The sequence below is a fragment of the Massilia frigida genome (assembly GCF_011682175.1).
Lineage (GTDB): Bacteria > Pseudomonadota > Gammaproteobacteria > Burkholderiales > Burkholderiaceae_D > Telluria_A > Telluria_A frigida.
Map to the genome: position 1 here is coordinate 1 of NZ_WHJG01000018.1, position 14,138 is coordinate 14,138.

Consider the following 14,138-nt stretch of genomic DNA (forward strand, 5'->3'; position numbering starts at 1 on the left):
CATCATCTGCCTTAAAATGGATTCCTTGCGCTCTGCGGGATAACGATTCACAACATGTCTTTACTCCGCCCCCGGTGCGGTTTTTATGAATTAAATCACGCGACATCTATCCTGACACAGGGGGGTAGTAGCATTCAAACATATCGCGCCGGTCTTTATAAGGCCGCGCCTCGACGAGCGGCTGTCGCATGTGATTAAACGCTGACTTTTCACATGCAGTAACCGGGTCGGACGCATAATACTGCGGAAAAGGTTTCGAGCTGAAATACGTCCAGCCCCAAGTGCCCTCTGGCAGGCCGCTTTCCGCGCGCGCACTGCCATGCACCAGGAGCAGCAGTATCAGAGCGCAACGTGTGAGATGAATAGGTGAGGGAAACAGGCTGGCGTTGAGCATGGGCATGGTTTTCCTGTCCTTTAAGGGAGAAGCTGGCGGCAATGGCCAGCGTGAAAACCAACAATACTTACTTCAATAAGTACAACATTACCTCTTCGCAAATCCTAATCTGCACCAATTTATTCCAGATCATGCCTGGCAGTACGAGCGCCCGTCGCAGCCGAGCTACTCATCGTCATAGCCGCCATCTTCCGGCGCATAGACGGCTACCCACGCCTTGCGTTCCGTAGCAGCGGACGCGCGCGGCCAAAGGCGCAGATTGTGCAGTGCTGGCGATAACTGAATTACTCGCTCCATAATTTTGAACATTGATATATATCAAACCCTGCTCTTCTCCAGCCTTATGATTCGGAGAAACGTCAACCTCAGGTGAAGGTGGCAAAGGCGGCGGCAACAGTAGCATTGCTGTGCTGGGCATTGATCACGAAGCGCCATAATTTCTTGAAGATCAAGAACCGTAATTTTTGACGCGACGTAGCCCTGATCGTACTGGTAGGGGGTATCGTAGACGGCGCCGTTTGGGTGTTACTGCACGCCTACTACAGCGATTCGATGCCAGCCGTTGTTCAAGACTGGGCACCAGTTTTTTCTTTGTCATCACGACCTGGTTTCTGATTGCTCATCGCCTGGATTACCCTCCGGAACAGCTAGGGCAAGATTCTCCCGCCCCTACTGAGGACCAGGCGGCCCGCAATTAAGCTCAGCGAAAATCTGGCCTGGCTGCCGCCTTGAGCGCGTCCAGCTCGGTCTCACAGCGCCGGTAGTGCGCCAGCAGGTCGGCGCTCGCCATCTGCTTGGGCGAGCGGTCCGGGCAGTCGATGCGGTGCCATTTTCCGCAGTGGATTAACGTAGCTATATTGCCTTCCATCCATAAAGATGCAAGCATAACTAACATCTTTCCGCAGCTCTTGGCCCATGATTTCCTGCATTGGAAGAGGAATTCATAGCATGGTGCGGCTCACGGCACAATTGAGGAAATCGGCCTCAGAAATGACAAACCCACCGAAGTAGTTTTATCGATTCGATAAAATACAGTGGTGGGTATACGTACAGCTTCTTACGTAAGTCATTGATTCTATTGGTCGGGACGGAGTGATTCGAACACTCGACCCCTTGCACCCCATGCAAGTACGCTACCAGGCTGCGCTACGCCCCGACGAGCTGCGAATTATATCAGAGCATCTTACGTTTTTGGCACACAAATCGTACCTGTCACGCGCTGCCACGTAGCGCTTTGCGCTAGCTCAAACGTCCCCTCAAAAAACCTCGTTGTCGCTCCGCAATTCAGCCGGTCGGGTGCTTCCGTACAGAACTACCACCCCGATCGCATTCATGTACTATTTATCATACAGTGTTGCAATTATCTAAATTTACGATGAGAAAAACGGAGAATCCCTCCATGGAAAAGCAGAACAGCGACACCAGTCGCTTTCTTTCAACGGGTGTTCCGGGACTGGACACCATCCTCGGCGGCGGCCTGACCAGTGACCGCCTGTTCCTGATCGAAGGCGAGCCCGGCACCGGCAAGACCACACTCGCCCTCCAGTTCCTGTACGAAGGCGTGCGCCGCGGCGAATCGGTCATCTATATCACCCTGGCCGAAACCCGCGTCGAACTCAAGGCGGTGGCGCAGTCGCACGGGTGGTCGATGGACGGCATCCACGTCGAGGACATCATCCCCAACGAAAACATCCTCCACCCCGACCACCAGTTCACCATTTTCCACCCATCCGAAATCGAGATGGGCATGACCACCCAGCGCATTCTCGACACAATCGAAAAACACAAGCCGACCCGCGTGGTCCTCGATTCGCTGTCCGAGCTGCAGCTGCTGGCCGAAAGCCCGCTGCGCTACCGCCGCCAGGTACTCGCGCTCAAGCAGTACCTGTCCGGCAAAGGCTGCACCACCCTGTTCCTCGACGACCGCACCGCCCTCTCGGGCGACCTGCAAGTGCGCAGCGTGGCGCACGGCGTCATCACGCTCGAACTGATCAACCAGGACTACGGCTCCGAACGGCGCCGCGTGCGCATCGTCAAATACCGCGGCATCGCCTTTCGCGGCGGCTCGCACGACTACAAGATCGTCACCGGCGGCCTGGTGGTGTTCCCGCGCCTGATCGCCGCCCACACGCGCGTGCTCACCGAACGCCAACAGCTCTCGAGCGGCATCGCGCAACTCGACGCGCTGACCGGCGGCGGCCTCGATGAAGGCACCAGCACCCTGCTCTCCGGCCCTCCCGGCACTGGCAAATCCTCGCTGTGCGCGCAGTACGTCTACGCAGCCACCCAGCGCGGCCAGAAGGCGGCCATGTTCCTGTTCGAGGAAGCGACCAACAACCTGCTGCTGCGCTCCACCGGCCTCGGTATCGACCTCAAAGGGGCCATCGACAATGGCCTGCTCGTCGTCAAGCAGATCGACCCGGCCGAAATGGCGCCCGGTGAATTCATGCAGGCCGTGACCGATGCCGAAGCCGCTGGCGCGCGCGTCATCGTCATCGACAGCCTCAATGGCTACCTCAACGCCATGCCCGACGAGCGCTTCCTGGCTACCCACATGCACGAACTGCTTACCTACCTGGGCCAGCGCGGCGTGGTCACCATCCTGGTCGGCGTGCAGCCTGGCGTCATCGGCAGCAATATGACGACCACGGTCGACGCCAGCTACATCGCCGACAGCGTCATCATGCTGCGCTACTTCGAGGCACGCGGCAAGGTACGCCAGGCCATCTCCGTCTTCAAGAAACGCGTCGGCCTGCACGAGCGCACCATCCGCCTGTTCACGATGAGCGCCAAGGGCATCCAGGTGGGCGACGTACTGACCAATTTCCACGGCATCCTGACCGGGATACCCACCTTCGACGACAGCGACTGCCACCTGCTGTTCGGCGACGAAAACGGATAAGGGATAACAGCCTATGGAAAAGCGTGTCCTGATCTATGCCCCGACCGGGCAAGACGCGGTGCTGGCATCGAAAATGCTCTCGCTGGCGCAAGTCGACAACCTCGTCACCGAAACCATCCACAGGCTCTCCGAAGAGCTGCTGATCGGCGTCGGCGCCGTGCTCACGGTCGAAGAAGCGCTGTCGAACGGCGGCATGAAAGCGCTCGGCGAATTCGTCCAGCGCCAGCCCAACTGGTCGGACCTGCCGATCGTGCTGCTGACGCACCGCGGCCCCGACTCGCTCAGCGTGCGCCAGGCCATCAACACCCTCGGCAATGTCACCTTGCTCGAGCGCCCGGTACGCACCCTCACCCTCATCACCTCCCTGCAATCGGTCCTGCGCGCCCGCGAAAAGCAGTACCAGGTACGCGAAACCGACCGCCGCAAGGATGAATTCCTGGCCAGCCTCGGTCACGAACTGCGCAACCCGCTCGCTCCCATCCGCACCTCGATGAGCGTGTTGAACCACCTGTACCCCGACCAGGCCCCGGTCAAGAAAGTCAGCGACGTGATCGAGCGCCAGGTGACGCACCTGACCCGCCTTGTCGACGACCTGCTCGATGTCGCCCGCATCAACAGCGGCAAGATCGAACTGCAGCGCGACTACACCACCTTCGCGCAAGTGATGGAGCACGTGACCGAACTGTGTTCGGCGGCGGCGGCCGCCAAACATATCAGGATCGATGTCGCCATGCCGCCCGATCCGGTCGTGCTGTACGCCGACTATGCGCGCGTGGTGCAGATCGTCGCCAACATCGTCTCGAACGCGGTCAAGTTTACGCCGGTCGAAGGCTACATCAGCGTGCGCGCCCTGGTCGAATTCGGCGCCCTGAAAATCTGCATCAAGGACACCGGCATCGGCCTCGAACCGGCGGCCATCGGGCGCATTTTCTCGATGTTCGAGCAAAGCCGGCCGCCGTCCGGCCAGATCGCCAGCGGCCTCGGAATCGGCTTGAGCCTGTCGCGCCAGTTCGCAGAAATGCATGGCGGCAGCGTGCAGGCGAGCAGCGACGGCCTTGGCAAGGGCAGCGAATTCGTGGTCACGCTGCCGGTGGTGACGCAAGCGCGTCCAACCACCGACGTTCCCATGGCCGACATCATCGGCAGTGTCGACCAGCGCCCCAGGGTGCTGGTGGTGGACGATAACCGCGATGCCGCCGACTCGCTCCAGGCGCTGTTTGAAATGGAAAACTGCAACGTCGCCACCGCCTACGACGGCTACGAAGCGGTGCAGGCGGTGGAACAGGGCATGCCCGACATGATCGTGATGGACCTCGGCATGCCGAGCATGGACGGCTACGAGGCGGCGCGCCGCATCCGCCTCAAGCCCGGCTCGCAGTCGGTGCTGATGATCGCGCTGACCGGCTGGGGCCAGAGCGACGCGCGCCAGCGCACCCTCGACGCCGGCTTCGACCACCACCTGATCAAGCCCGTCAACTTCGATGAAATCAAGCGCCTTGCCGATGGCCGCCTGGCCACGTCCCACGGCTCGCGCCTGATCCGCTAGCGTGCCGTTCCCGCGAACCGCGGGAACGCCGCCGGTTCGCTCTCCAGCGCCGCCATCAAGCGCGCCATGTCCACCGGCTTGACCAGATGCGCATCGAAGCCCGCGTCAAGCGCGCGTTCGCGGTCGCTGTCCTGGCCATACCCGGTCAGCGCAATCAGGCGCACCATGCTCGTTGCCGGGTCGGCGCGCATGCGGCGTGCGACTTCATAGCCGTCGATGCCCGGCAGTCCGATATCGACCAGGGCAATGTCCGGGCGCGCCACGCCAGCCTTGCGCAGGCCGTCGAACCCGTCGACGGCCGTGTCGACCCGGTACTGCTGCGCCTCGAGCATCATGGCCATCATGTCGCGCCCATCTTCGTTATCTTCGATCAGCAGCACGCGCTGGCGCGACGATGGCGCCGGCGCCGGTACACTCGGCTCCGACTGCGGCGGCTCGATGCGCGGAAGGTGCAGCTCGAAACTGCTGCCCAGGCCCATGCCCGCGCTGCGCACATCCACTTGCCCGCCGTGCATCAGCGCCAGCTGGCGTACCAGTGCCAGTCCCACCCCCAGGCCGCCCTGGGCGCGGTCGAGCGGGCGCGCGCCCTGCACGAACAGGTCGAACACGTACGGCATCAGTTCCGGCGCAATCCCGATACCCGAATCGGATACGCACAGCACCGCGTCCTCGCCTTCGCTTTTCACACTCACCGAAATCGTGCCGCCGGCCGGCGTGTATTTAAGCGCGTTGTCGAGCAGGTTCGAGACAATCTGCTCAAGCCGGGTCGGATCGCCGTCCACCCACACCGGCGCCACATCGACGCGCAATTCGTGGCGCGCCGAGCGCTGCGACGCGCGCAGGGTGCTCACGTAGTTGTCGATCACCTGGTCGAGCCGCAGTGCGCGGCGCTCCAGCAAGATCTTCCCCGAGTGAACCCGCCCCATGTCGAGCAAGTCGTCCACGATGCGCGTCAGGTGCCCGCTCTGGCGCTTGATGATCTCTCGCGCGCGCTCGCCGGCCGCCGCCGGCATGCCCGGATGGGCCATCACGCTGGTCGCGTTCACGATCGCCGCCAGCGGATTACGCAGCTCGTGCCCCAGCATCGCCAGGAATTCATCCTTGGCCCGGTTCTGCTGTTCGGCCCTGGTGCGCGCCTCGTGTTCGCGCTCGAACAGGATCTCGCGCTCGGTCTCGGCCGCATGGCGTGACTGCTTTTCCTGGTTCACCACCATCGCCGCAGCGGCGATCGCGGCCAGCACCTGGTCCACTTCCGCCACGCCCGACACATCGGTGTGGCCCGGGTCCCCGCTGCCGCCCAGCGCATGCGCCGAACGCGCCACCTGGCCGATGGAGCGCGACAGCCGGCGCGCAAAGAACACGGCGGCCAGCGCCGCGCAGCACACCGCCGCCGCCAGTCCCAGAATGGACACCGTCAGCGCGTGCCGCGCCGCCGATTCGATTTCGGCTTCCGGCACTCCCACGGCCACCGTCCATCCGGACAGCGCCGAGCGTTCCAGCACCGTGTACAGCTTCATATTGTCGTCGCTGGCGTTGCGGATCACGCCGGTGGTCTTGTTGCGGATCGCTTCGCGCAGGTCGGGACGGGTGTCGCCACGCCCGGTGGCCGCGCCGCCATGGGTCTGGGCGATGGTCATGCCGTTGCGGTCGTACACGCCGGCCAGCCAGGACGGCGGCGCGTTCACCTGGGTCAGCACGCCGTTGAAGTGATCGATCTTGAAGCCTTGCGCGATCACGTAGCGCATGCCCTCCGGCGTGGTCACCGGCACGTCCACCACCACCAGCAAGGCTTGCGTGACGACGCCGCGAATCAGGTTGGAGATTTGCGGGGTGCCGGCATCGAGCACCTGGGCCACGCGCCGGGCCGCGTCCGGGCCGGGCAACGGTGCGCCGAACGGCACCGCAGTATTGATCAGCTGCTGCCCGCGCTCGTCGAGCAGCGCGGTCCAGGTGGCGCCCACCTTGTCGGCAAAACGCGCCTGCTCGTAAAAGCCTGCCAGGTCGCCCTGCGCCAGATGCGGCGAGGTGGCCAGCATGCGTACCGCGCTCTGGGTGTTGGTCAGTTCGCGGTCGATGCTCACCAGCGAGATGCGGGCCGTTTCGCGCACGCCCTTGAGCGCCGCTTCGCGCTCGGACTTGAGCAGCATGTTCAGCGAAATCGTCGAGAACAGAATGACCGGAATCAGGATCGCCGCGACCATCAGCGCGAGATAGGCGCGGATTTTCATGGCACCGGCGGCGAAAAACTGTTCATGGAGTGCTGCGGCCTTTGAAAAACGGGAGAAGCGGCACAATGCCGTACGGTTGTAATTATAACCATTTTCTCCCGCGATCCCGGGCCGCTTTTACTTCCAGTCGCCCCGCAAAGCCAGCACCTGCTTGTGCAGGTAGTCGGGCGTGGCATCCTGCGGCGCAACCGGCGTGCCGACCGCCAGCGCCAGGCGCGAACGCGGCCCGCGCGCGAAGGTGCGCTCGAACAGATTGCCCGGATCGCGCGTGAGCAGGCTGCCCCACAGGCCGCGCAGCGCCATCGGAATCACCGGCACCTTGCTGCGTTCGATAATCTTGGCGATCCCGCTGCGGAATTCGCCCATTTCGCCGGTCGAGGTCAGGCGCCCTTCCGGGAAGATGCATACCAGGTCGCCTTCATGCAGCGCCTGCGCGATGTCGATGTACGCCTTCTCCATCAGGAACTGGTCTTCCTTGGCCGGCGCGATCGGAATCGCGCGCGCAGTGCGGAACAGCCAGCCCATGAACGGCATCTTGAAGATCTTATGGTCCATCACGAAGCGGATCGGGCGCGGGCTGGCCGCCCCGATGACGATGGCGTCGACATAGCTGACGTGGTTGCACACCAGGACCGCCGGGCCATCCTCGGGAATCCGGTCCACGTCCACGGTCTTGACGCGGTGGATGGTATGAATCAGCATCCAGGCCAGGAAGCGCATCAGGAATTCCGGCACCAGCGAGAAGATATACAGCGCCACGACGGCATTCAGGATGGCGGTGGCAAGGAACATTTCAGGAATCGTGAAGCCCATCTTGATCATCACGATGGCCACGCCGGCCGCGCCGATCATGAACAGCGCGTTCAGGATATTCATGCCGCCGATGGTGCGCGACAGGTGGGCCGGTTCGCAGCGGGTCTGGATCAGCGCAAACAGCGGCACGATGAACAGGCCGCCGAACACGCCGATCATGGCGATATCGAACAGCACGCGCGTCACGCCAGCCTGCGCCAGCATGCCCATCATCTCCACTTCGACCGGCGGGCGAACGTAACCCAGGCTGGCGAAATACAGGTCGATGCCGAACAGCGACAGACCGATCGAGCCAAACGGCACCAGCCCGATTTCGACCTTGTGGCCCGACAGCTTCTCGCACAGCAGCGAGCCGACGCCCACGCCGACCGAAAACACCGTCAGCAGCATCACGAACACGCTGTAGTCGCCATGCAGGAACTGTTTGGCGTACAGGGGAAACTGCGACAGGATCATCGCGCCGTAAAACCAGAACCACGAGTTGCCCAGCATCGACAGGAACACGGTGCGGTTCTTGCGTGCGTGGCCGATATTGCGCACCGACTCGGCAAACGGATTCGGATTGATTTTCAGGTCGGGTGCGGGTGCCGGCGACAGCGGAATGCGGTAGCTGGCCACCAGGCCAAGCACGGCGAAGAACATGGTGGCGCCGGCCACCAGCTGCAAGCCGTGGGGTTTAAGCACCAGCGCGGCGCCCAGGATCTGGCCCAGCAGGATGCCGACAAAGGTGCCCATTTCAACCACGCCGTTACCGCCAACCAGTTCTTCCGATTTCAGATGCTGCGGCATGTAAGCGTATTTCACGGGCCCGAACAAGGTCGAATGCACGCCCATGCCGACCACGGAGGCGATCAGCAGCCATAAGGTGTGCGACAGCCAGCCGATGCCCGCAACGAGCATGATGGCGATTTCCAGCATCTTGACGAAGCGCGCCAGGCGCCCCTTCTCGACCTTTTCGGCGATCTGCCCGGCGGTGGCCGAAAACAGTACGTACGGCAGGATGAACAGGCCCGGAATCAGGCTGTTCAAGATGGCCGGATCAAGGCTGGTCCAGCTGACGGCATCGTAGGTGAGAATCACCAGCAAGGCAGTCTTGAAGACGTTGTCGTTGAACGCGCCGAGGAACTGGGTCCAGAAAAACGGCGCGAAGCGGCGTTGCTTTAAGAGGGAAAACTGGCTGGATTGACTCATGCTGATGGATCTCTCAAGGTCTCGATGTGGCAAAAAGGTCGGGGGTGCATCGTCAGGGTACCATCAGCCCTGGCGCAACAGGGCCTTGAATGCCTGCGGCACCCAGGGCCGCGCGGCCACGATGAAGCTGATCGCGTGGCGCTGGTCGAGCGGCAGGCGCGTTTCGTGCTGGTGCTGCTGCGCGAATTCGGCCGCCACCTGCTTCAGGCGTTCCAGCAGCGCGGCGCCGGACTGCTTCGACAGCATCACATTCACCAGCCGCATGACTTCATCCTCGCCATCGAAGCGCGAGTTCAGATAGTCGGCCGCCGCCTCGTGCCGGAAGTAGCCCTGGATCGGCCCATTCGCAATCCAGCCGAAAGTGCGCGCGATCAGCAGCTTGACCCGGTTATTCGGCAGCAGCTCCAGGAAGCCGATGCGGTCCAGCCGCAGCAGGTACTTGGTCACTTCCGCTTCCGTCATGTCGTAAAAGCGCACGATATCGTCGAAGCCGATGTGGTTCATGGCCGACACGGCCACCACCAGCAGGCGCGGGTCGCCGATGATTTCGCGCTCCTGCGCCAGCGTCAGGTGCGAAATCAGGGTCGGCGCCGACTGCGCCGCACTGAGTTCGTCGAACTCGATGCCGGTGGCGGTGAGGATCTCGTCCAGCCGCTGCAAGGTAAAATTCTTCTGTGAAAACATGCGCTTGACACTCGCTTCCGACATTCCTATCCGTCCGGCAAGGTCGCCGTAGGTAATTCCCCGCCCCTTCAGGAGGCGCTTCAAGGTGTCGACAAGTGTAATTGCGTGCGGCATTTCTGTATCCCTTCGAATTCTGGTAGCAAATATTAATACTTATTCAGAATAAAAGCGATACGGACTATCATTTCATTTAGTTAAGTCGATTCTTGCGTAAGATGTGTCTGCCAACCCGGCTAAGCTGAAGAGAGAAACCGCATGAAAACCAACCTGATGGCCATCGCAATCGCTTGTGCACTGTTCGGCGCCAATCCCGCCGCGCTGGCCGAGGCCCACCACAAAAACCTGGGCTCGAACCTGTCGAGCACCCCGAGCGGCGTGTCCGGCGCGGTGGTGCTTGGAAGTTTGCTGGTAGTGGCCGTGGGGGGCAGCGTGGTGGCGCAAAGCGTCGAAACCGTCGCCGACGGCACCATGGTGGTGCTCAAGAACGTGGCCGACGGTTCCACCGCCACCGTCAAATTCAGCGGCGATGGCGCCAAGGGCTTCTCCAAGCTGGTCGGCCAGGCCGTCACGGTGACCGCCACCGCCAGCGGCCATGTGCTCATCGCCGCCGGCAAGGTGATCGCATTCATCCCGACAGAAGCGGGCAAAAGCCTGCTGCACCATTCGCAGAACGGCTCGAAAGGCTAAGCATGATCCGCATCGGACAACGTTTGCTCCTGCTGCTGATGCTGGCCATGCCGCTGCATGGCGCGCACGCCGGCACCGCCTGCGAAGAAGTCGCGCAGGACGCCACCGCCTTCGTCAAGGCCGTCAAGCTGGCCGAAAACACCAGCGCCGCCCTCGAAGCCTCCGGGGCCGAGGTGGCGCTGATCGCCCGCGTCGGCCAGGACCTGTCCAAGTACGACTTGCGCTATTCGCACATGGCCTACGCCTGGCGCGACCATCCCAAGGGACGCTGGACCGTCGTGCACCTGCTGAACCAGTGCGGCACCGCGACCTCCAAATTGTTCGACCAGGGCCTGGCCAATTTTTTTCTCGATGATTTGTTCGCCTACGAGAGCCAGATCGTGATCCCGGGCGCGCAAAGCCAGAAGCGCATCGCCGCCATGCTGTCCTCCAAGGCGCCGGCGCGCCTGCACGGTGAGCACTACAACATGCTGGCCTTTCCCTTCTCGACCAAATACCAGAATTCCAACCAGTGGGTACTCGAAACCTACGCCGCCAGCGCCAGCGACAGCGCCATCGACGATCGCGGCGCCGCCCAGTCCTGGCTCAAGCAGGCGGGCTACAAGCCCAACACGATCTGGGTGCCCTCGGTCAAGCGCCTGGGCGCACGCGTGTTCCGCGCCAACGTGGCCTTCGACGACCACCCGATGGGGCGCCGCATCGCCGGCCAGATCGACATCGTCACGGTCGAATCGGTGGTGCGCTTCGTGAAGCTGCGCGACCCCGCCACCACCGAGTCGGTGGTGGGGATTCAATAAGCGTCAGAACACCCACAGCTTCTCGGCCGGCATGTGCAGCCAGTAGCTGCCCGCCTCCAGCCGGTACTTCGAATACGCGCGCAGGCTCAGGCCTTCGCGCGTAAACAGGCACTCCCAGCGGTCGCCCAGGTACATGCAGGTCAACAGCGGCATTTCGAGCGCATTGTCGACCTGCTGCGCACTGATCTTCACATCCTCGACCCGGATCAGCGGCGTGGCCTCGCCGCCCGTACGCGCGCCACGCGCCGTGCCCTGCATGCTCACGCCGGCCACCATCAGCGCCACCTTGCCATTGGTGCTGGCCACCACCTGGCCCGGCAAGCGGTTGTTACTGCCCATGAATTCAGCGGTAAACAAGGTGTCCGGCGTTTCGTACATGCTTTGCGGCGAGCCTTGCTGCTCGATCTTGCCGTTATTGAGCAGCAGGATGCGGTCCGAAATCGCCATCGCCTCGCCCTGGTCGTGCGTGACCATCAGGGCCGACAGGCCAAGGCGCACGATCAGCTCGCGCAGGAAGGCGCGCGCCTCCTCGCGCAGCTTGGCGTCCAGGTTCGAGAGCGGCTCGTCGAGCAAGATCACGGGCGGGTTGTACACCAGCGCGCGCGCAATCGCCACCCGCTGCTGCTGGCCGCCGGAGAGCTGGTGCGGAAAGCGCTCGCCCAGGTGGCCCAGCCCCAGTTGGCCCAGCACTTCCTTGACCTTGGCCTCGATCTCGCTCTTGCCCATCTTGCGCAAGGTCAGGCCATACGCCACGTTGTCGAACACGGTCTTGTGCGGCCACAGCGCGTACGACTGGAACACCAGTCCCAGGCTGCGGTGTTCGGCCGCCATCTCGAAATTGCGCGCGCCGTCGAACACACGGCGCTCGCCAATGTCGATGGTGCCGCTCTTGGGGCTTTCCAGCCCGGCCACGGCGCGCAGCAAGGTGGTCTTGCCGCTGCCCGAAGGGCCCAGCAGGGCCACCACTTCGCCGCGTTGCAGGTGCATCGATACGCCCTTGAGGATCTGGTTGGCGTGTGCGCCGGTGCCATAATCGAGGTGCAGGTCGTTGACGGTCAGTTCATTCATGGTCATTCCCGGTGTAGGTAGTGTTTATTGGTGCAGCTTGACGCCGAAGCGCAGCGCAATGCCGAGGCCAATGGCCACCAGCGTGATATTGATGAACGACAGCGCCGCCACCAGGTCGGTCGAGCCGCCGGCCCACAGCGACACCAGCATCGCCCCGATGACTTCCGTACCTGGCGTGAGCAGGTACACGCCGGTCGAATATTCGCGCTCGAAGATCAGGAACACCATCAGCCAGGCGCCCAGCATGCCGAATTTGATGAGCGGCAGCGTCACGTCGCGCGTGACCTGGCCGCGGCTGGCGCCCACCGAGCGCGCCGCCTCTTCCAGTTCCGGCCCCACCTGCAGCAGCGCGGTCGAGATCAGGCGCATGCCGTAAGCCAGCCACACCACCGAATACGCCAGCCACAGGGCGAAGATGGTCGAGCGCACTTCGCGCAGCAGCGGAATCGCATGCTCGCTGAGCCACAGCGCCGGCCCGAACCCGGTCGCCTTGAGCATCCCATCGAGCCAGCTTGGCACGAACAGGAACACCCACAGGAACGACAGGCCGGCCAGCAGGCCCGGCACGGCGCGCGGCACCAGCACGCTGTAATCGAGCAGGCGCGTGATGCCATCGGGCTTGCGATGCATGGCCAGCGCGATGGCCGTGTAGCACACCACCGCCAGCGCCCCGCCGATCACGCCGATCAGCACCGTGTTGATAATCCCGCGCACCAGCGAATGCTGTTCCAGGATGTCGCGGAAGTGCTGCAAGGTCAGTACATCCCACAGCACCACGCCCTCGCCCCAGTTCTGCACGAAGGAGCGCAGCACGATGCCCGACAGCGGCAGGATGATCGTCACCAGCAGCCAGCCGGCCAGCAGCGCGAACGCCAGCCATTTCCAGCGGCCCAGCGGCATCGCCTTCTGGCGCGCGCCCTTGCCCTTGATCGACACATACTTGTTGGCCGACTTGAGCAGCCAGCGCTGCAGCATCACCAGCGGCATGGTCACCATCACCAGGCACACCGCCACCGCCGCCATCAGGTGGTACGAGGGCGTGCCCATCTTGTTGGTCAGCTTGTACAGATAGGTGGCCAGCACCAGGTGACCTTCCGGATCGCCCAGCACCAGCACCAGGCCGAACACCTCGAAGCCAAGGAAGAACACCAGCACGCCAGCGTACGCCAGCGCCGGCATGATCATCGGCAGCGACACGTTCATCATCACCCGCAGCGGCGAGGCGCCGGCCACGCGGGCCGCTTCCTCGACGTCGGAACCGAGGCTCCTCAAAGCCGACGATGCGTACAGGTACACGTGCGGCACGTGGGTCAGGCCGGCGATGATGACGATGCTGGTGAACGAATAGATATTCCAGGGGACGAAGCCGAGCAGCTGCTTGGCCCACACTGAATAAAAGCCCACGGGACCCATCGACACCACGTAGCCGAAGCCCATTACCATGGGCGAGACGAAAATTGGCACCAGCAGCAGCGGCGCGATCCAGCCGCGGCCCGGCAGGTCGGTGCGCACCATCAGGAAGGCCAGCATGCCGCCCAGCGGCACCGCGATGGCGGCCAGCCCGGTGGCGAGGATCATGCCATTCTTGAACGCCTGGGTGAAATCGGGGTCCTCGAAAATGAAGGCATAGGCTTCGAGGCCGAAGGTTTTATCGGGCATGAAGAACGGCGCCGACAGGAAGCTTTGGTAAAAAATCAAAAACAGCGGTAAAAAGATGGCGACGCAGGCGAGCGTCACCACCAGGCCGCGCGGCCAGTTAAGCCGCGTGGCCCGCAATGATAAGGTGGTCATGTGAGGTCCGATCTTGGGATGAGGGGGTGGGCGGGGC

Annotated in this window: 10 protein-coding genes and 1 tRNA gene; 4 read left to right on the forward strand and 7 right to left on the reverse strand. The window is 62.8% G+C overall.

Annotation, left to right across the window (positions count from 1 at the left end; all coding sequences use genetic code 11):
* Positions 1–1,094 precede the first annotated feature (1,094 nt).
* Together F2P44_RS17865 and F2P44_RS17870 are read right to left on the reverse strand one after the other, a co-directional pair.
* The gene (locus tag F2P44_RS17865; RefSeq protein ID WP_167088406.1) at positions 1,095–1,280 is read right to left on the reverse strand and encodes a hypothetical protein; all 186 of its coding nucleotides are present in this window, start codon (positions 1,278–1,280) and stop codon (positions 1,095–1,097) included.
* A 193-nt stretch (positions 1,281–1,473) separates the two neighbouring features.
* Positions 1,474–1,550 (reverse strand) — tRNA-Pro (locus F2P44_RS17870).
* A 243-nt stretch (positions 1,551–1,793) separates the two neighbouring features.
* Between F2P44_RS17870 and F2P44_RS17875 the strand changes: the two genes are divergently transcribed.
* Both F2P44_RS17875 and F2P44_RS17880 read left to right on the forward strand, forming a co-directional pair.
* On the forward strand, positions 1,794–3,296 hold the full coding sequence (locus F2P44_RS17875; RefSeq protein WP_167088407.1) for an ATPase domain-containing protein: 1,503 nt from the start codon (positions 1,794–1,796) through the stop codon (positions 3,294–3,296).
* 13 nt (positions 3,297–3,309) lie between these two features.
* On the forward strand, positions 3,310–4,842 hold the full coding sequence (locus F2P44_RS17880; protein ID WP_167088408.1) for a hybrid sensor histidine kinase/response regulator: 1,533 nt from the start codon (positions 3,310–3,312) through the stop codon (positions 4,840–4,842).
* On the opposite strand, the gene F2P44_RS17885 is transcribed toward F2P44_RS17880, so the two are convergent.
* From F2P44_RS17885 to F2P44_RS17895, 3 genes are all read right to left on the reverse strand, one after another.
* Positions 4,839–7,070, reverse strand: coding sequence for an ATP-binding protein (locus F2P44_RS17885; RefSeq protein WP_229423606.1), 2,232 nt, complete (start codon positions 7,068–7,070; stop codon positions 4,839–4,841). The genes F2P44_RS17880 and F2P44_RS17885 overlap by 4 nt on opposite strands.
* A 117-nt stretch (positions 7,071–7,187) precedes the next feature.
* On the reverse strand, positions 7,188–9,074 hold the full coding sequence (locus F2P44_RS17890; protein WP_167088409.1) for an MFS transporter: 1,887 nt from the start codon (positions 9,072–9,074) through the stop codon (positions 7,188–7,190).
* 63 nt (positions 9,075–9,137) lie between these two features.
* Positions 9,138–9,872: a helix-turn-helix domain-containing protein gene (locus tag F2P44_RS17895; RefSeq protein ID WP_054263907.1), complete on the reverse strand. Its 735-nt coding sequence runs from the start codon at positions 9,870–9,872 to the stop codon at positions 9,138–9,140.
* A gap of 141 nt (positions 9,873–10,013) precedes the next feature.
* Here F2P44_RS17895 and F2P44_RS17900 point away from each other — a divergent pair, with 141 nt between their 5' ends.
* Together F2P44_RS17900 and F2P44_RS17905 are read left to right on the forward strand one after the other, a co-directional pair.
* Positions 10,014–10,445, forward strand: a complete 432-nt coding sequence (locus F2P44_RS17900) for a hypothetical protein (protein WP_167088410.1) — start codon at positions 10,014–10,016, stop codon at positions 10,443–10,445.
* A 2-nt stretch (positions 10,446–10,447) separates the two neighbouring features.
* On the forward strand, positions 10,448–11,242 hold the full coding sequence (locus F2P44_RS17905; protein WP_167088411.1) for a DUF2145 domain-containing protein: 795 nt from the start codon (positions 10,448–10,450) through the stop codon (positions 11,240–11,242).
* Between the two features lie 3 nt (positions 11,243–11,245).
* Here the strand turns inward: F2P44_RS17905 and F2P44_RS17910 are convergent, their stop codons facing one another.
* Positions 11,246–12,310, reverse strand: a complete 1,065-nt coding sequence (locus F2P44_RS17910) for an ABC transporter ATP-binding protein (RefSeq protein WP_167088412.1) — start codon at positions 12,308–12,310, stop codon at positions 11,246–11,248.
* A gap of 24 nt (positions 12,311–12,334) precedes the next feature.
* Entirely contained in the window at positions 12,335–14,101 is a 1,767-nt protein-coding gene (locus tag F2P44_RS17915; RefSeq protein WP_167088413.1) for an ABC transporter permease, read from the reverse strand.
* Between the last annotated feature and the right edge of the window lie 37 nt (positions 14,102–14,138).